Raw genomic sequence first — 16,244 nt, 5'->3', positions numbered from 1 at the left:
CGCCGAGAGGGCGGGGATCCCGCCCGGGGTCCCCGCCCTCCCGGCGCTACTGCCGCCCGACCGCCAGCGCCTCCTCCTCCACGTCGAGGAACGCCAGAGCGCTCACCACCGCCGGCTCCTGGTACCGCCCCTCGGAGCGCGCGCGGAGCACCGCCTCCCGCTCGGCCGCGATCATCACGCGCCGGAGCCGGTTGTAGGCCTGCGGGAGCGGCTCCACGCCCTCGCCCTCCGGCGGGTTCTCCAGGGCGTCGGCGAGGAACGTCGCGTTCCGCCGCAGCCGGTCGAGAACGCGGTCCTCCACTCCGTCCTGCGGCTCCGCGTCGAGCCGGGCGAGGCCGGCGGCCTGCGCCTCGGCGAGCAGCATCTGCTTCTCGACGTGCTCCTGCATCTCGTTCGGGGCCGGGAGCTTCAGGGCGCGGACGAGCCGCGGGAGCGCGAGCCCCTCGACGAGCGTCCCCGCCACCACGATGAAGGCGAGGAACTGCAGGAACGCGCGCTGCGGCGTCTCCGCGGGCAGGAGGAACGCGGCGGCGAGGGTGACCACGCCGCGGATGCCCGCGAACGACACCCCGATCGCGGTCGGCCAGGTCCACCCGCGCTGCTGCAGCCGGCGCGGACCGTGCCGGAACAGCAGCGTCGTCATGCACATCCAGGCCACGCGGCTCCCGACCAGCGCCGCGAGCACGGCCGCGCCGATGCCGACCGTCTGCCAGACCCCGATGCCCGAGTCGGCCGTCGCCCCCACCACCGACGACAGGCTGAGCCCGATGAAGAGGAACACCGCGTTCTCGAGCAGGAACTGGATCGTCCGCCAGTTGAGCGACTCCGCGATCCGCGCCTGCGCCGACTGGATGACCGGCGCCCGGTAGCCCAGGTAGAGCCCCGCGACCACGACCGCCAGCACCCCGGAGCCGTGCAGCAGCTGCGCCGGGATGAACGCGACGTAGGGCGTCACCAGCGAGAGGCTCGTGTCCAGGACGGACGACTGCACCTGCTTGCGCACGAACCCGAGCAGCACGGCGATGCCGATCCCGACCCCGCCGCCCACCGCCACGGCCAGCACGAAGTCGAGCGCGATGCGCCCGGGAGTCACCGTGCTGACGATCGCCAGGAGGGAGGCGTTCAGCGCCACCAGCGCGGTCGCGTCGTTGAGGAGGCTCTCGCCCTCGAGCACCGTGAGCATGCGCCGCGGCAGGCGGAGCCGCCCCGCGATCGCCGTGACCGCCACCGCGTCCGTGGGCGCCACGATCGCGCCGAACGCGAGGGCCGCGGCGACCGTGATCGCCGGGACGACCATCCAGGCCACCGCGCCGACCACCGCGACCGTGAAGACGACGAGCCCGACCGACAGCAGGAGGATGCTGTCGCCGCGAGCGCGGACGTCGAGGACGGAGGTGCGGATCGCCGCCGCGTAGAGCAGCGGCGGCAGGATCCCGAACAGCACCACGTCCGGCTCGACCACCACCTCCGGGATCCCGGGCACGAAGGAGGCGAGGGCCCCGACGGCGACGAGCGCCACGGGAGCGGACCAGTTCACCCGCCCCGACAGCCCGGTGACCAGGACGGTCACCACCACGAACGAGACGATCCAGACGATCGCGACGACGGGCTCCTCCATCGCGTCACTCCTCCCGGGCGTCCGCGCGCCACGGCCCCATTGTGGCCGCCCGGAGAGCAGCCCGGACAGCCGCCGGGAGGGTGCGGCTAGCGGCCGGCCTCGTGGATGTCGCGCGCCTTGGTGACCTTCGCCGGGTCCACCGGGTTCATGCCGAGCACGATCTTGCCGCGCGAGTGCCGCTTCTCGAGGTCGTCGAAGGCGTCCTGCACCTGGTCGAAGGGGTAGAAGCCCGAGACGAGCACCCGCAGCTTCTGCTCGCCGACGAGGCCGACCAGCTCGCCGAGGATCTCGGTGTCGCGCTGGGCGGTCTCGGCGTCGGGCCAGACGGCGCGCAGCTCGATCTCCTTGCGGTCGTCGCTGGAGTGGAATCGGCCGGCCGCGATGCCGAGCTCGTCGGCGAGGGCGTCGTTCTCCCCGCCGAAGTTGTCGAGGAACACCGTGACCCCGCCGGGCGCCGCGGCCCGGATGCGGTCGGCGATCCCGTCGCCGTAGACCACCGGCTTCACGCCGATCTGGCGGAGGTAGTCGAAGTTGCGCTCGCCGCAGGTGCCGATCACCGTCGCGCCGCGGAGCTTCGCCAGCTGGATCTCGAGGCTGCCCACTCCTCCGGCCGCGGCGGAGACGAGGACGGTGTCGTCCGGTCCGACGTGCGTGGCCTCGAGCGCGCGCCACGCTGTCACTCCGGCGAGGAACAGCGCGCCGCCGACCTCCCAGCTCACGGAGGCGGGCTTGGCGACGAGGTTGCGGCGCGGCACCACGACGTGGGTCGCGTGCGAGCCGACGAGCGCGTGGCCGACCACGTCGCTGCGGAGCTTGATGTCGGTGACGCCCTCGCCGAGGGCGACGACGACGCCCGAGAAGTCGGTGCCCTGGCGCATCGGGAAGGCCGCGGAGTGGTCGGAGTCGAACTGGCCCTGCCGGATGAACGCCTCCATGTGGTTCACCCCGGCGGAGAGCACCTCGACCAGCACCTCGCCCGCCCCGGGCTTCGGCCGCTCGACCTCGACGATCTCGAGGACGTCCGCGTCGCCGAAACGGCTGTACTGGACGACGCGGGCGGCGGTGGGGCTCAGACGGGACATGCGCTCATCATCCGCCCCCGCCGCCCGAAGCCCCCGACCCCCGAACGGGGGCGTGCGACTCAGGAGGGGTCGCTCGGGCAGTACAGCTGGGTGCGCGGACCGGAACGGTCGATGACGTGCTCGGACATCGGCCGGCCGCAGAGCGGGCACGCCTGCCCCGCCGGCGCCTCCTGCTCGGGCTGGTCGTACGGGCCGAGCGGCGGCGGGCCGATCCAGGGGAACAGCCGCGCGTTGAAGCGCTGGTAGAGGGAGCCGGTCTTCTTGCGCGTCATATCCTTAGTGTACTAACCATCAGGGCACGATGAGAGGATGACGCCGTGGAAACCGACCCGCTCGCCCTCCAGAACCAGGTCTGCTTCTCCCTCGCCGTCGCGGCGCGCACCGTCATCGGGCTGTACCGCCCCGTGCTCGAGCCGCTCGGACTCACGCATCCGCAGTACCTCGTGATGCTCGCGCTCTGGGAGCGCAGCCCCCGCTCGCTCGCCGACCTCGGCTCCGCCCTCCGCCTCGAGCCGGCCACGCTCAGCCCGCTCGTGAAGCGCCTGGAGGCGAGCGGCCACGTCACGCGGGCCCGGAGCAGCGACGACGAGCGCCGCCTCGACGTCGCGCTGACCCCCTCCGGAGCGGCCCTCCGCGAGCAGGCCCTGCAGGTTCCTCCGCAGATCGTCGAGCGGCTCGACGTCCCCCTCGAGGAGCTCACCACGCTCCGCGACAGCCTCACCGGCCTGATCGGAGCCGCGACCCGCGACGGCCGCTGACCCCCCGCTCGGGGCGCCGGCCGCGAGCACGCCGACCGTCGCTCCCCGCCGCATTGGGAAACTCCCGGTCACAGCGCGAGATCAGCCTCCGCTCGGCCTGCTCCCGGCCGTCTTGACTGCCCCCTCGCACGGAGTAGTGTCATCGCTCGTGACACACGAGGGCCCCCCGTCCGCCGCGGACGGATCATCGGCCGACGCGACCGAGCTGCGCACCGCCAAGCACTTCTTCATCGGCGAGCCGCTCCCCAGCGACAAGCTCGAGGGACAGCTGCTGCAGAAGCGGCTCGCGCTCCCCATCTTCGCCAGCGACCCGCTCTCCTCCGTGGCCTACGCTCCGCAGGAGCTGCTGATGATCCTGCTGCTCGGCGGACTCTCCTTCCTCACCTTCGCCCCCTGGGTGGCCGCGTGCGTGGTCGTCCTCCTCGTCGTGGTGGTGCTGAGCTACCGCCAGCTGATCCGGGCGTACCCGTCCGGCGGCGGCGACTACGAGGTCGCCCGCACCAACCTGGGCGAGACGGCGGGCCTCACGGTCGCCGCCGCCCTCCTCGTCGACTACGTGCTCACCGTGGCCGTGTCGGTCGCCTCCGGCGTCGACAACATCATCTCCGCGGTGCCCGAGCTGGCGCCGCTGCGGGTCGAGCTGGCCATCCTCTTCGTCGTGCTGCTGGCGGCCGTGAACCTCCGCGGCGTCTCGGAGTCGAGCCGCGCCTTCGCCGTCCCGACGTACCTCTTCGTCGCGAGCGTCTTCGTGATGGTCGTCGTCGGCCTGGTCCGCACCGCCTTCGGCGACACCCCGGTCGCGGAGTCGGCGGGCTTCACCGTGCAGGGCGAGCAGCTCACGCAGGCGGCCGTCGTCCTCCTGCTGCTGCGCTCCTTCGCCAGCGGCTGCGCGGCGCTCACGGGCGTCGAGGCGATCTCGAACGGCGTGCCCGCGTTCCGCGCCCCGAAGGTCAAGAACGCCCAGCGCACCCTCGTCGCGATGGGCACGATCGCGATCGTGCTCTTCGTCGGCCTGACCGCCCTCGCCCTGCTCTCGAACGTGCACTACGCCGAGAACGCCTGCCACCTGGTGGGCTTCGCCGACTGCGCCACGACCCCGCAGCGCTCCGTGATCGCGCAGGTCGCCGCCGCCACGTTCGGCAACAACACGATCCTGTTCTTCATCATCCAGGCCGCGACGGCCGCCGTCCTTCTCCTCGCGGCGAACACCGCGTTCAACGGCTTCCCGCTGCTGGGCTCCGTGCTGGCCCGCGACGGCTACGCGCCCAAGTCGCTGAACACCCGCGGCGACCGCCTCATCTACTCCAACGGAGTGATCATCCTGGCGCTCGTCGCCGCGATCATCCTGCTCGTCTACCAGGCCTCGCTCACGAGCCTCGTGCAGCTGTACATCATCGGCGTCTTCGTCTCGTTCACGCTCGGGCAGTCGGGCATGGTCAAGCACTGGGTGCGGATGATCCGCAACGGCGAGGGCTCGCGCACCGTCTACACGAGCCTGGCCATCAACCTGTTCGGCGCGACGCTGACGTTCGCGGTGCTCGTCGTCGTCACGATCACGAAGTTCACCCACGGCGCCTGGCTCGTCTACCTGGTGATGCCGATCCTCGGCGTCCTGATGGCCGGCGTCTACCGCTACTACCGCGACGTCGAGAAGGAGATCGAGGTCGACCCGACCACGACCTTCGGCGCCAACGGCGACCACGCGATCGTGCTGGTGGGCCGGATGAACAAGCCCACGCTGAAGGCGCTCGACTACGCCATCGCGGCGCGGCACGAGACGCTGGAGGCGGTGCACTCCTCCATCGACGACGCGCAGACCGCGCAGCTCAAGGCCGACTGGGCGCAGATGGACATCGAGGTGCCGCTGCGCTGCGTGGCCTCTCCCTACCGCGACATCTCGTACCCGCTGATCAAGTACATCAAGGCCCACCGCCTCGAGCACGGCTCCGAGATCACGACGGTCTACATGCCGCAGTACATCGTCGGGCACTGGTGGGAGGCGTTCCTCCACAACCACAAGTCGCGGCGGATCCGCCAGAAGCTCCTGCTGGTGCACGGAGTGACGGTGGCGCTGGTGCCGTGGCTGCTGGACTCGTCCGAGCTGATCTACGGACGCCGCTCCCGGCCGATCCCCGGCCAGACGCGCCGCGGCGAGCCGGTGCGCCCGGTGACCCGCCGCCCGATCCCGCCCGCGTCCTCGCTCCCCCAGGGAGCCGCCGGCGAGGGCGCTCCGCGCATCCCGCAGCGCCCGGCCGCGCAGAACCGGCCGCGCTCGAAGCGGCGCTGAGGCGACGCGGGCCCGGAGACGGCGCGGCCCGGAAACGGGTAGAGGGCCCGCGGCGTGTGCCGCGAGCCCCCGATTTCCCCTTAGTGCCTTCCCCCGAAGGCGGCCCGCCCCAACGGGCCGTGTCCGACGCTATCGGTGGGCTATGCACCGGCGCATCCTCCTCGCGACGGATGCCCGTGCTCCCTTGAGACGACAGGCTCGTCCTCCGTCGTCTCAGACGACGGCCCCGCGCACCCCTCGGCCGGTCAGCCACCAGACCGCCGCGACGGCGACCGCGGCCGCCGCGCCGCCTCCCACGAGCAGGATCGCCGCCCGCACCACGTGCGCCCGGTAGGCGGCGTCGAGCGGATCGATGCCCGCCCCCGCCAGCACGATCCCGGCGGGCACCACCGCGGCCGCGAGCACCACGGCCGCGGCCGCGATGCGCACCGGCTGCCGGCCGTCGGAGCGGAGCTTCCGGGGACGGCGACCGACGTACCAGACCACCGCTCCGATCCCGAGCCCGAGCAGCCCGAGCACGCCGCTCGCGTACTGCGCCCATCGGAAGCCGGGGAAGGGCCCGAGCTCCTGCTGCAGCAGCGGGATCGCCGAGACGAAGAGGCCGCCCCGGTGGGTGAAGCCGTCCCACATCACGTGGCTGGCGGCTCCGATCGCGATGCCGGCGGCCGCGAAGACAAGCACGCGGATCCACGCGGCGGCCCCGCGGGGCGGCGAGCGCCGGGGACGCAGGCGCGAGCGGACCAGCGCGGGCGCGAGGTCGCGCCAGGCCGGAGCGACGACCGCGCTCCACAGCGCGAGGCCGAGCATCCCGAGCAGCAGGTCGACGGTGACGACGCCGAGGAGGGAGTGGGTGGACTCGCGGGCGACGGCGATCGGGAGGTACATGCCGATGTCCGGGACCATCGCGCCGATGGCCACGGCCGCGGCGGGGATCCGGCCGTTCGAGAACGCGAGCGCGACGACGGCGTGGCTCGGCGTGAAGGGCATGACACGCACGCTATCCCGGCAACGCGACCGGCGAGTGTCCGCGTCGCGAAGCGCGCCTCACCGATCGCGGTCCGGCTCCTGCGCTCCGCTCCGGCTCGTCGGCCTCCCGGGGCCGGCGGTCAGCCCGAGGAACGTGATCCCCAGGACGAGGAACACCGGCCAGACCGGATTCCCGAGGACCGCGAAGACCGCTCCCGCCGCGAGGAACAGCGGACCCGTGACCGCGTTCCAGCGCCGGGACGCCTCCTCCGACGACATCCGACCCGAACCCTTCCCGTGCTGTGCGCGCGCCATCCCTCACGCTAGATCGCCTCCGCGGGGCCCGCCTCCCCCGTCCGGCGGAGCCGCGCGCTCGGGGAGCTCCGAGCGCGGCGACCGTAGAATCGTCCGGAAGTCCGGCCCTCCGGGCCCAGCGGCGACGGATCGGAGCGGGTGTGCGGAAGGCGTTCGCGATCCTCCGCCTGGCCCTCGCCGGGCTGGGCGCGGTCGGACTCGTCGGCGACTTCTTCTACACCCTGGGCTTCCGCGCGTTCCAGATCGACAACTTCTTCGCCTACTTCACGACGCAGTCGAACATGGCCGGGGTCGTGGTGCTGGGCCTGTCCGGCCTGGTCGCCCTCGCGCGCGAGCGGGAGCCGCGCTGGCTCAGCACGGTGCGGGCGCTCGTGCTCACCTACATGGTCGTGTCGGGGATCGTCTTCGGGCTGATCGCGGTCGAGGCCGACAACCGCGGCGTGCGGGTCGACGTGCCCTGGTCGAGCGCGCTCCTGCACTTCGTGATCCCGACGCTCGCGATCCTCGACTGGATCCTCGGACCCGGCCGCCGCCCGGTCGCCTGGCGCGGGGCGCTGACCGTGCTCGGCTTCCCGATCGTCTGGGGCGTCATCACCCTGGTCCGCGGGGCCCTCATCGGCTGGTATCCGTACTTCTTCCTCGACCCCGGCCAGGTCGACGGCCCCGTGATGTTCGTGCTCTACGACGTGATCGTGCTGAGCCTGATCTCCGGCATCGCGGCGTTCGTCCTCGCGCTCAGCCGGGTGCGGCCGCTCGGGGCGGCGCACGCGTCGGAGTGGCGGGGGCCGCTGGCGCGGCTCCGCGAGCTCGTCAGCCGGGGACGACGGCGAACGGCTCGAGCGCCGTCTGCGCGAGGGTGACCAGCTCGTCGTCGCTGAGATCCTGCAGCGAGAGGGCCTGATCCGCTCCGACCAGCCCGACGAGCACCGCCTCGCCGGTCGACGGCTGGAGGTTGAGCCACTCGGTGATGCCCGCCTCGGAGCCGACGAGCGACCAGCGCGCGGGGGCGTCGGCCTCCCAGAACGCCTCGTCGAAGCGCAGCCACAGCGTCTCGACGACGCCGGAGCCGAGGGCCGCGACGGCCGCGCGCTGCGCGAACGGGAGCGGCGGGTCGAAGGCGATCGCGTCGGTCTGGAGCACCCCGATCGGCACGGTGACCAGCACCCGGTCGGCTGTGAACGACTCGCCGGTGCCCAGGCGGATGCTGACCCCGGTGTCCGTGTAGCCGATGCCGCTCACCACGGCGCGCAGCGAGACCTCGACGTCGGCGAGCAGCGTGTCGACCAGGGGCGCGAGCCCGTCGGTCAGCAGCGCGTCGCCGGAGTCGTCGCTCAGCTCCTCCGCGGTCGTGGCGGCGGAGGCGTCGCCCAGTCCGTACCAGGAGGAGAGCTCCTCGGGAGCGGCGCCGGTGCGCAGCGCGGTCGTCCCGGCGAGGTGCGCCGCCACGCGGGCGGCGTCGCCGTCGCCGGAGCCCGGCTCGGCCTCGGCGGGATCGGGCGCTCCGGAGCCGGCGAACGACTCGGCGAGCGCCAGATCCTCCGGCTGCTCCGCTCCCCACTCGAGAGCACGGGTCAGGGCGTCGGCGCCCGTGGTGCCGGTGTCGAGAGCCGCGCCGTCGGCGTCGCTCGAGCGGACGTCGGCGAGGTCGACCGCGGTCGTGACCACGCCCGCGTCCGCGATGCTCTCGCGCAGGGCGGCTCCCGCGCCGGTGAGGGCCCAGGCTCCGGTCTCGACGGCGATCGGCCAGCCGTCCGGAGTCGCGGTGGCGATGCGGCCGCCGGTGCGCTCGCGCGCCTCGACCACGGTGACGTCGAAGCCCGCGTCGGACAGGCGCCGCGCGGCGACCGCTCCGGCGAGACCGGCCCCGACGATCGCGATCCGCTCGCCCTCGTCGGCGACGGCGCTGATCTCGGCGGCCGCGCGGACCCCGGAGTTCCAGGCGCCCTGGAGCGTGCCGGGCGCCTCCGTGTCGGTGGCCTCGCCCGCGAGGAAGACGCGGTCGAGGACCGCGGTGCCCAGGTCGGTGCGGTGCTGCGGCGTCGCGCCGACGGGCAGGTAGGAGACGGAGCCGAGCGCGTACGGATCCTCGGCCCAGGCGGAGCGCACGAAGGCAGCCGGCGCGGGGACGGCGGTGGTGCTCGGCGTGGGCACGGGGGCCTTCGTGACGGAGCGGGTCGGCGTCGGACGCGACGGCGTGCAGCCCGCGAGGGCCAGGAGCCCGACTCCCGTGGCGGCTCCCGAGAGGAAGAGGCGGCGTCCGATCGTCATCCCGGACATCCTACGTTCTCGGCGTTCGGCCGGGGCGGCGCGGGCGGCGTGGTGCTGACGCCACCCGGGCACGCGGCCCGCTCGGAGGTGCGGGGTGACGGCGGGACGGCGAGCGGATAGCGTCGGGGCAGCGCGGACCGGTCCGCGGTGACGGGGGACGCGGCATGGACACGACACGGACGCGGACCGCGACGACGACGGCCGGGGCCCCTCCCCGCAGTCACCTCCACGCGGTGCTGCTCGGCGCGCTGGGCATGATCGTGGTCCCGCTGCTCATCGTCCTCGCGACCACGGCCTGGTCCTCCCCCGGACCGGAGGAGTACGTCCGCATGGCGCTCGGCTCGGTGGTCGCGGCGTGCGTCTCGGTGGTCGGCGCCTGGTGGCTCGCCTTCGAGCGGCGCAACGCCGGGGCACCCGGTCGCACCTGGTTCTGGGGCGTCGCGTGCCTCTTCACGGTCAGCGCGGTCTCGACCGTCGGAGCCGCCGCCGACCGCCTCACCGGCCTGATCACGGGCTGAGCGGGTGGACGTCCCGGCGCGGTCACCGCGCTCGCCTCACCCCTCAGCGACCGCGCCGGTGGTCGCGAGTCCCCCCTCGAGTGAGCGGCGGCAGCATCGGCGCCGGTGATCGCCCCGACGAGACGACCGAGCGGCTCCGGCTGTTCCGTCCCGCCGAGAGCGATCTGGACGAGCTGTGGCGGCTGTACTCCGACGAGCGGATCGCGGCGGGCGACCCCCTCCTCCGGCACGGCTCCGTCGAGCAGACCCGGGCGGTGCTCGCCCGCCGGACGGCGCAGTGGGCACGGGACGACCTCAGCAGCTGGGTCGTCCGGCTGCGGAGTCCCGAGGGCGGCGGGGACGGCGCGATCGGGATCGGCGGATGCACCCTCCTCGCCGACACGGCCTGGAACGTCGCGTTCACCGTCCATCCGGACCACTGGGGCAGGGGGTACGCCCAGGAGGTCGCCTCCGCAGGGATCGCGCGGGCGCGGCGGCTCAGGCCGGAGCTCCCCGTGACCGCGGTCGTCGCGGAACGGAACGAGCGATCGCACCGGACGGTCGCTCGACTCGGTCTCGAACGGAGGTGGGAGGGCCCCGACGCGCACAGCCCCGACCCCGCGGCTCGCATCGTGCTCTACTCCGACCGCCTCCTCTCCGAGGACGAGATCGGCCGCCTCACGAGCTGAGGGCGCCGCGTGGTGCGGGTCGCCGCCGGCAGCAGCGGAGCCGAGACGCCTGCACGAGACCGCGACGTCACGTTCCGGTGCGCCTCCCGGCCCCATCTTTCTTCCCGGCGGGCGGCGCTGCGCACGAGTGGGTGGCTGGGCGGCGCGGCACTCGCGCCGACCCCTCTCGCGATCGCGCTCAGCGGCCGCCCGCGAGTCGGGGCAGGAAGGGCGCGGAGGTACTCGCCGGACGGAGCATTCGAAGCCCGTCACCGCGAGGGGCGTTAGCGTCGTCGGATGGCGAGCATCACGTACCCCGCGCCCCTCCGCGCCGGAGGCCGGGTGGAGGTGCCCGCGCCCTCGATGGGAGTCCCCGCGCACCTGCACGACCGGCTGCAGGACGCCGCGCGCCGACTCGGCTCGGCGGGATACGACGTCCGGGTCCGGCCGCACGCCCTCCTCGGCGGACTCGCTCCGGCGTCCGCCGCGGATCGGGCGGCCGACCTGCACGACGCCTTCCGGAGCGGGGACGCGGTCCTTCCTCCGTGGGGCGGCGAGCTCGCCGTCGAGCTGTTGGAGAGGCTCGACTGGCACGCCCTCGCGGAGGCCCGGCCCTGGTTCGTCGGCTGGTCGGACGTCTCGACGCTGCTCCTGCCCCTGACGACGACGACCGGGCTCGCGACGATCCACGGCGCCAATCTGATGGACGAGCCGTGGGAGCTGCCGGTCGGGTTCCACCGCTGGACGGAGGTCGCCGGCCTCGAGCCCGGAGCCGCGTTCACGCAGCACGCCGCGCCGCGACGCCGGAGCCGTCCGTGGGGTGCGTGGGCGGACGAGCCGCTCGACCGCGATCGGGCCTACGAGGAGCCGACCCGCTGGCGCTCGCTCGACGGGTCAGCGGACGCGGCGATGTCCGGCCGCTTGATCGGCGGATGCCTCGAGACGGTGTCCCTGCTCGCGGGCACGCCCTACGGCGATGTGCCGGGCTTCGCTCGCCGGCACGCGCCGGAGGGCACCGTCGTCTACCTGGAGGCGGCCGGGTCCGACTCCGTCTCGGTGCTCCGGATGCTCACCTCCCTCCGCCTCGCGGGCTGGTTCGAGCAGGCGACCGGTGTCCTGATCGGCCGGACCGAGGGCGCGTCCCTGCCCGAGCTGAGCCAGGAGGACGCGGTGCGGCGGGCTCTCGGCGATCTCGGCGTGCCGGTGATCCTCGACGTCGACGCCGGGCACCAGCCGCCGCAGATGCCCCTGGTCAACGGCGCGCTCGCCGAGATCGCGCTGAGCGGGCCGACGGCCTCGATCACGCAGCGGCTCGTGCCCTGACGGCGCGTGCGGAGAGATCCCGTCGAACAGTGCCACCTCGCGGCACGGCCGCCGCCGCTCCCGGCCCTCCTCCGCCCGCCGAGCGCAAGGCCGAGCGGCGGGGAGGCGCCGAGTGGTAGACCTGGGGGCATGAGCAACGACATCCGCGCACTCGCCGAGGGCGAGAGCTACCTCGCCTTCTTCCAGGGTGGGCCGTTCGACGGCCAGACCGAGAACCGCGTCAGCACCGAGGGGGGCTACGAGAAGGAGGTCGACGTCTACGCCGCCGTCGACGGCCAGGAGACGCACCTCGTGTACAACGCCGTCTCCGCCAAGGAGGTCGGCGAGGCGGTCCACGTGACCTACTCGATCGACACTCCCGACTCCGACCCGATCGAGGACCCGGAGGACCGCGGCGGCGGATTCCAGTAGTCCGCACCACCCTTCGGATGCCGCTCCGGCGTCGCGCTCAGCGCGGCCGGGGCGGCATCGGCATGTGAGGACGCGCCACTCCGGGGACGACGCCTCCCGCCGCTCCTAGGATGATGGTTCCTCACTGTCTCGGCCGATTCAGGTCCGCGTTCCTCGGGAGCCGCCGTGTCCGATCCGCTGATCCGCCCGATGCCCCTCCGCGGCGACTCCGCCCGGCACTGGCTGCGGGCCCGCCACGCCGAGGCCGGGCCCGACCCCGCGTTCGCCGTCACCGGGCAGGAGGCGGCCGCCGAGGGCGTGCTCCTCCGGCGGATCTGGCACACGGCCGGCACGATCGACTTCCGCCCGAGCCCCCGCGCCGACCCGGGGTCGGTGGTGCTCCTGCTCCCGCTCGAGGGCGCGTTCACCGTCGCCAGTCGGGAGGAGCGCGAGTTCGTCGGCCGCGGCACCCTCGCGGTGCTGCCCGCCCGATCGGGAGCGACGATCAGCACGAGCGCTCCCAGCTCCCGGCTCGTCCTGGTCGTGCGGCCCTCGGGCGACGCGGATCCGCCCGCCGGCCTCACCGTGGTCTCCTCCCCCGCGGCACCGGTGCTGGTCGCCGCCGCGAACGCGGTGCTCGACGCCGGGCTGCCCATGAGCCCCGGGCTGCACACCGCGCTGCGGGGCCTCGCCGCGGCCGTCGTCGCGGAGTGACGGGAGCTGTCAACCCTCCCCGCTCCGGCCATCCGCTCGCAGGGACGTCCTCGAACATCAAGTGACGCCGATCGTCGGCGCCGGAAGGAGCACTCGCCATGGCCGAGATCACCGCCCACCACGGACTCTTCAAGGACACGGACCTGCACGTCGACGACACCGGCGGATCGGGCCGCCCCGTGGTCCTCATCCACGGCTGGCCCCTCTCGGGCGAGTCGTGGAAGGAGCAGGTCCCCGCGTTCGCCGAGGCCGGCTACCGCGTCGTCACCTACGACCGCCGCGGCTTCGGGCGCAGCGACAAGCCGCTCACCGGCTACAGCTACGACACGCTCACCGAGGACCTGCACACCCTCCTCACCGAGCTCGACCTGCAGGACGTCACCCTGGTCGGCTTCTCGATGGGCGGCGGCGAGGTCGCCCGCTACTTCACGAAGTACGGCGCCGATCGCCTGCACAGCGTCGTCTTCGCCTCGGCCGTCCCGCCGTACCTGATGAAGACGGACGACAACCCGGACGGCCCGCTCGAGAAGGCGCAGGCCGCGCAGATGACCGCGGGCCTCACGAAGAGCGAGGACGACTTCTACGACCAGTTCACCACCGACTTCTTCTCGGTCGACGGCGTGCTGAAGGTGACGGAGGAGCAGCGCCAGGAGGCGATCGCTCTGGCGAAGCAGTCGGCCAAGCACGCGGCCCTCGCCTGCATGACGGCTTTCGCGACCACCGACTTCCGCGAGGACCTGCCCAACGTGTCGGTGCCCGCGCTCGTCATCCACGGCGACGGCGACGGCACGGTTCCGTTCGAGGGCTCCGGCGCCCGCACCCACGCGGCGATCCCCGGCTCCGAGCTGCACGTCGTCCACGGCGCCCCGCACGGAGTGACCGTGAGCCACCCGGAGGAGTGGAACCGCGTCGTCCTGGAGTTCCTCGCGAAGTAGCGGCGGCACTCCCGCATGCTGGTCGAGCAGCCCCGCAGGGGCGTATCGAGGCCCGTCGCACGGACACGGATCTCGATACGCGCCCTGTGCGCTGCTCGATCAGCAGGAACCGGTCACCCACGCGCGATGCTCGATCAGCAGGAGCCGGAGCCCCCGCGTCAGCCCTTCTCCGCGCCCTCGGTCGTGTTCATGATCCGCCGCTGGAAGACGAAGAACAGCACGGCAACCGGGATCGACATCAGCACCGCGGCCGCGAGCTGCAGCGGGTACTGGTTGCCGGTGCCCAGCTGCTGCCCGCTCTGGAGGCGGCGCTGCGCTGGCTCCGCGACGACGGCGACTCCGACGGCGACGGGTTCCTCGAGTACGTCGACACCACGGGGCACGGCCTCGCCAACCAGGGCTGGAAGGACTCGGGCGACTCGATCCAGTGGCGCGACGGCACGCTCGCGGAGGGTCCGATCGCGCTCTGCGAGGTGCAGGCCTACGCCCACGAGGCCATGGTCGGCGGAGCGGCGCTGCTCGAGCACCTCGGCCGTGACGGCTCGGAGTGGCGCGAGGCGGCGTCGACGCTGAAGGCGCGCTTCGCGGAGGCGTTCTGGATCGACGACGCCGACGGCGGCTACCCGGCGATCGCGCTCGACGCGGCCGGGCGCCCGGTCGACACGATCACCAGCAACCTCGGCCACCTCCTCGGCACCGGCATCCTCTCCCCCGAGCACGCCGCCCGGGTCGCCGAGCTGCTGGTCTCCCCCGGGCTCGACTCGGGCTTCGGCCTGCGCACCCTGGACACCGGCTCGGGCGGCTACTGGCCGCTGTCGTACCACGGCGGCTCCGTCTGGGCCCACGACACCGCGATCGCCGTCACCGGGCTCGCCCGGGAGGGCTTCGGGGCGGAGGCGACGACCCTCTCGCGCGGACTGATCGCCGCGGCCGAGGGCTTCGGCTACCGGATGCCCGAGCTGCACTCGGGCGACCCCGCCGCCGAGGTGCACGCGCCGGTGCCGTACCCGGCGGCCTGCCGACCGCAGGCCTGGTCGGCGGCCGCCTCCGTCGCTGTGCTGTCGGCGGCGCTGGGGCTCGCTCCCGGAGGCGACACCCTGGTCGTCGCGCCGCTCTCACCCGCGCTCGCCGGGCCGATCCGCGTGGACGGGATCCGCTACCGCGGCTCCGTGGTGCCGGTGGACTGGGACGGCAGGATCTGAGGCGCCGCGCCGCTCAGGGCAGACCGGCTCAGGGCAGGCGCGCTCAGGGCAGGCGCGCTCAGGGCAGGCGCGCCACGACCGCGCGCGCGATGCGCCGGCCCGAGCGGTTCGCCCCGATGGTGGAGGCCGTCGGGCCGTAGCCGGCGAAGAAGACCCGCGGATCCGTCAGTGAGGCTCCGTCGGCGACCGCGATGCCGCCCTCGCGCTCGCGCAGCCCGAGCGGAGCGAGGTGGCGCAGCTCCGGCCGGAAGCCCGTCGCCCAGATGATCGCGTCGGCGCGCGTGAAGGAGCCGTCCGGCCAGCGCACGCCCTCCTCCTCGATCGACGAGAACATCCCCCGCTCGTGCAGGAGCCCGCGCTCGATCCCGGCGACCACCCGGCGGGTGCGCTGCACGCCCGTGCCGCCGACGATGCTCGGGAGGGGCAGCCCGGCGCGGGCGGCGCGGTCCTGCTCGGCCACCGCCTCCACCGCCGACTCCATCGCCAGCTGCTCGCCGTCGTGGTAGACGACCGGTCGCCGCGTCGCCCACGTCAGGGAGCGCGCCACCCGCTCGAGCTCCAGCAGGAAGCCGATCGCCGAGGTGCCGCCGCCGACCACGAGCACCTGCTTCCCGGCGAAGTCCTCGGCGCGGACGTACTCGGTCGGGTCGATCTGCACGCCGCGGAAGCGGTCGCGCCCGGGGTAGTGCGGGACGAAGGGCGATCCCCAGGTGCCGGTCGCGTTGACGAGCAGACTCGCGCGCTCGACCGCGCGGTCGGACTCGACGACGAGCGGCGACCTCGTGTCGTGCGGCGTCGCACTCGTGACGCGCCGCACCGACTCCGGACGGCGGATCTCGAGACCGAGCTCCTCCTCGTAGCGCCCGTAGTACTCGCGGACCACGTCCCGTGCCGGTCGCCGGTGATCGGCCGTGCGGAACGAGAGCCCCATCCGCTCCATGCCCGGGAGATCGTGCACGCGGTGCGCGGAGCCGAGCCGCAGGGCCTCCCAGCGGAACTGCCAGGCCCCGCCGGGCTCCGGACCGCGGTCGAGGACGATCAGGTCGCGCCCGGGGACGAGGCCGAGACGGCGCAGGTAGTAGGCCACGGACAGACCCGCCTGACCCGCGCCGATCACCACGACGGGACGCGGTGGGGCGACGCTGTCCACGGTGCTCCTGACGCGGTCGAGGATGGGCGGCCGTCCGGCAGATCGAGGCCCGGGGTGGCGTGTCCCCCGTC

The 16,244-nt window shown here is 73.7% G+C and carries 16 protein-coding genes and 2 pseudogenes; 10 read left to right on the top strand and 8 right to left on the bottom strand.

Features of this window, described 5'->3' with window-relative positions; genetic code table 11:
- Window positions 1-46: 46 nt before the first annotated feature.
- The 3 genes from C5C49_RS11840 to C5C49_RS11830 form a co-directional block, all read right to left on the bottom strand.
- Window positions 47-1,618 carry a sodium:proton antiporter gene (locus C5C49_RS11840; protein WP_104292535.1) on the bottom strand — a complete coding sequence of 524 codons (1,572 nt, stop codon included), beginning with the start codon at window positions 1,616-1,618 and terminating at the stop codon, window positions 47-49.
- A gap of 86 nt (window positions 1,619-1,704) precedes the next feature.
- Window positions 1,705-2,700: an NADP-dependent oxidoreductase gene (locus C5C49_RS11835; protein ID WP_104223749.1), complete on the bottom strand. Its 996-nt coding sequence runs from the start codon at window positions 2,698-2,700 to the stop codon at window positions 1,705-1,707.
- A gap of 59 nt (window positions 2,701-2,759) precedes the next feature.
- A complete protein-coding gene (locus C5C49_RS11830; protein WP_104223750.1) occupies window positions 2,760-2,972 on the bottom strand; it encodes a hypothetical protein in 213 nt (70 codons plus the stop codon).
- Between the two features lie 45 nt (window positions 2,973-3,017).
- Between C5C49_RS11830 and C5C49_RS11825 the strand changes: the two genes are divergently transcribed.
- Both C5C49_RS11825 and C5C49_RS11820 read left to right on the top strand, forming a co-directional pair.
- Window positions 3,018-3,458, top strand: a complete 441-nt coding sequence (locus C5C49_RS11825) for a MarR family winged helix-turn-helix transcriptional regulator (RefSeq protein ID WP_104346236.1) — start codon at window positions 3,018-3,020, stop codon at window positions 3,456-3,458.
- 148 nt (window positions 3,459-3,606) lie between these two features.
- Window positions 3,607-5,745: an APC family permease gene (locus tag C5C49_RS11820; protein WP_374952928.1), complete on the top strand. Its 2,139-nt coding sequence runs from the start codon at window positions 3,607-3,609 to the stop codon at window positions 5,743-5,745.
- Window positions 5,746-5,958: 213 nt separating this feature from the next.
- Here C5C49_RS11820 and C5C49_RS11815 read toward each other — a convergent pair whose 3' ends face one another.
- Window positions 5,959-6,732, bottom strand: coding sequence for a DUF4184 family protein (locus tag C5C49_RS11815; RefSeq protein WP_104223752.1), 774 nt, complete (start codon window positions 6,730-6,732; stop codon window positions 5,959-5,961).
- Window positions 6,733-6,789: 57 nt separating this feature from the next.
- Window positions 6,790-6,990, bottom strand: coding sequence for a hypothetical protein (locus C5C49_RS11810; RefSeq protein WP_104226824.1), 201 nt, complete (start codon window positions 6,988-6,990; stop codon window positions 6,790-6,792).
- A 176-nt stretch (window positions 6,991-7,166) separates the two neighbouring features.
- Here C5C49_RS11810 and C5C49_RS11805 point away from each other — a divergent pair, with 176 nt between their 5' ends.
- Complete coding sequence (locus C5C49_RS11805; protein WP_104226823.1) at window positions 7,167-7,886, top strand: Pr6Pr family membrane protein; 720 nt, start codon at window positions 7,167-7,169, stop codon at window positions 7,884-7,886.
- Here C5C49_RS11805 and C5C49_RS11800 read toward each other — a convergent pair.
- Complete coding sequence (locus C5C49_RS11800) at window positions 7,837-9,294, bottom strand: NAD(P)/FAD-dependent oxidoreductase (protein ID WP_181135769.1); 1,458 nt, start codon at window positions 9,292-9,294, stop codon at window positions 7,837-7,839. The two genes, C5C49_RS11805 and C5C49_RS11800, sit on opposite strands and share 50 nt — an antisense overlap.
- Window positions 9,295-9,458: 164 nt before the next feature.
- Here C5C49_RS11800 and C5C49_RS17065 point away from each other — a divergent pair, with 164 nt between their 5' ends.
- The 6 genes from C5C49_RS17065 to C5C49_RS11775 all read left to right on the top strand — a co-directional run bounded on the left by C5C49_RS17065 (window position 9,459) and on the right by C5C49_RS11775 (window position 13,821).
- Window positions 9,459-9,812, top strand: coding sequence for a hypothetical protein (locus tag C5C49_RS17065; RefSeq protein WP_181135768.1), 354 nt, complete (start codon window positions 9,459-9,461; stop codon window positions 9,810-9,812).
- 80 nt (window positions 9,813-9,892) lie between these two features.
- The gene (locus C5C49_RS11795; protein WP_181135767.1) at window positions 9,893-10,480 is read left to right on the top strand and encodes a GNAT family N-acetyltransferase; all 588 of its coding nucleotides are present in this window, start codon (window positions 9,893-9,895) and stop codon (window positions 10,478-10,480) included.
- 276 nt (window positions 10,481-10,756) lie between these two features.
- On the top strand, window positions 10,757-11,782 hold the full coding sequence (locus tag C5C49_RS11790; protein ID WP_104346233.1) for a S66 peptidase family protein: 1,026 nt from the start codon (window positions 10,757-10,759) through the stop codon (window positions 11,780-11,782).
- A gap of 129 nt (window positions 11,783-11,911) precedes the next feature.
- On the top strand, window positions 11,912-12,193 hold the full coding sequence (locus tag C5C49_RS11785) for an oligoribonuclease (protein WP_104223758.1): 282 nt from the start codon (window positions 11,912-11,914) through the stop codon (window positions 12,191-12,193).
- A gap of 165 nt (window positions 12,194-12,358) precedes the next feature.
- Window positions 12,359-12,886: a hypothetical protein gene (locus C5C49_RS11780; RefSeq protein ID WP_104256055.1), complete on the top strand. Its 528-nt coding sequence runs from the start codon at window positions 12,359-12,361 to the stop codon at window positions 12,884-12,886.
- 98 nt (window positions 12,887-12,984) lie between these two features.
- Window positions 12,985-13,821 (top strand): alpha/beta fold hydrolase, encoded by an 837-nt coding sequence (locus tag C5C49_RS11775; protein ID WP_104223760.1) that lies wholly within the window; start codon window positions 12,985-12,987, stop codon window positions 13,819-13,821.
- A gap of 158 nt (window positions 13,822-13,979) precedes the next feature.
- On the opposite strand, the pseudogene C5C49_RS11770 reads toward C5C49_RS11775, so the two are convergent.
- Window positions 13,980-14,126: pseudogene (locus tag C5C49_RS11770) on the bottom strand (carbohydrate ABC transporter permease); the annotation flags it as partial.
- On the opposite strand from C5C49_RS11770, the pseudogene C5C49_RS11765 reads away from it, so the two are divergent.
- Window positions 14,109-15,023, top strand: a pseudogene (locus tag C5C49_RS11765) (amylo-alpha-1,6-glucosidase); the annotation flags it as partial. The pseudogenes C5C49_RS11770 and C5C49_RS11765 overlap by 18 nt on opposite strands.
- A gap of 58 nt (window positions 15,024-15,081) precedes the next feature.
- Here the strand turns inward: C5C49_RS11765 and C5C49_RS11760 are convergent.
- Window positions 15,082-16,173 carry an FAD-dependent oxidoreductase gene (locus tag C5C49_RS11760; protein ID WP_104346232.1) on the bottom strand — a complete coding sequence of 364 codons (1,092 nt, stop codon included), beginning with the start codon at window positions 16,171-16,173 and terminating at the stop codon, window positions 15,082-15,084.
- Window positions 16,174-16,244: the final 71 nt, after the last annotated feature.

This window comes from Rathayibacter sp. AY1E2, assembly GCF_002932325.1.
Lineage (GTDB): Bacteria > Actinomycetota > Actinomycetes > Actinomycetales > Microbacteriaceae > Rathayibacter.
This window is presented reverse-complemented; position numbering and strand designations above follow the sequence as displayed.